Here is a 1,111-nt window from a genome sequence, read left to right as displayed (position 1 = left end):
ACCTACAGCGCCAGCAAGGCCTATGTATTGAGCCTGACCCAGTCGTTGAATGCCGAACTCGATGGCACCGGGGTCAAGGTCCAGGCCGTATTGCCTGGGGTGACACGCACCGAAATCTGGGAACGCTCCGGTATCGATGCTTCGCAGATTCCAGCCGAGATGGTCATGGAAGCGGGCGAGATGGTCGACGCGGCACTGTCGGGTCTGGATAAGGGCGAGTTGGTCACCATTCCTTCGCTGCCGGATGCCGCCGACTGGGATGCCTTTGTTGCGGCACGCCTTGTGATGGCGCCCAATCTTTCCAAAAGCAAAGCCGCTGCGCGTTACAAATGAAACGCCCCTAATCGACTGAGGTATTGCGGTATGAGTGATCGTCGTGTGGTTGTAACGGGCATGGGCCTGGTGTCGCCGCTGGGGAGCGGTGTCGAGGCAGTCTGGACGCGGCTGTTGGCCGGGCGTTCCGGGCTGCGCAATTTACCGCAAGAGGTGGTTGCCGACCTGCCGGCCAAGGTTGGCGGTGCAGTGCCTGCGTTGGCTGACGATCCGGAGGCGGGGTTCGATCCGGATCGGGCAACCCCACCCAAGGAACAGAAGAAGATGGACCGCTTCATCCTGTTCGCCATGGAAGCGGCGCGTCAGGCACTGGAGCAAGCCGGCTGGCAAGCACTGGACGCCAATGCCCAGGAGCGCACGGCCACCATCATCGGTTCAGGTGTAGGTGGTTTCGGCGCGATTGCCGATGCGGTGCGCACCACCGATAGCCGTGGTCCGAGACGTTTGTCTCCATTCACTATCCCTTCATTTCTGGTCAACCTCGCGGCAGGTCACGTGTCAATCCAGCATGGCTTCAAAGGGCCATTAGGTGCGCCGGTCACGGCATGTGCCGCCGGGGTTCAGGCGATTGGCGATGCGGCGCGGTTGATTCGCGCGGGTGAGGCGGATATCGCGGTGTGCGGTGGTGCGGAAGCGGCGATCGATCGGGTCAGTCTTGCCGGGTTTGCGGCTGCTCGTGCCTTGTCCAGCGCTTACAACGAAACGCCTGAGCGCGCTTCGCGACCTTTCGACAGTGGTCGCGATGGCTTTGTCATGGGAGAAGGGGCCGGGCTGCTGG

At 62.2% G+C, this 1,111-nt stretch carries 2 protein-coding genes; both read left to right on the top strand.

The genetic code is table 11. The features are described from left to right. Positions 1-333: SDR family NAD(P)-dependent oxidoreductase (locus AC1DVH_RS31585; protein ID WP_477757088.1), on the top strand; the 333-nt coding region annotated here is incomplete at its 5' end. A 30-nt stretch (positions 334-363) separates the two neighbouring features. Continuing rightward, positions 364-1,111: beta-ketoacyl synthase N-terminal-like domain-containing protein (locus tag AC1DVH_RS31580; RefSeq protein WP_477757087.1), on the top strand; the 748-nt coding region annotated here is incomplete at its 3' end.

This window comes from Pseudomonas sp. P4_C3 (assembly GCF_056402075.1).
This window is presented reverse-complemented; position numbering and strand designations above follow the sequence as displayed.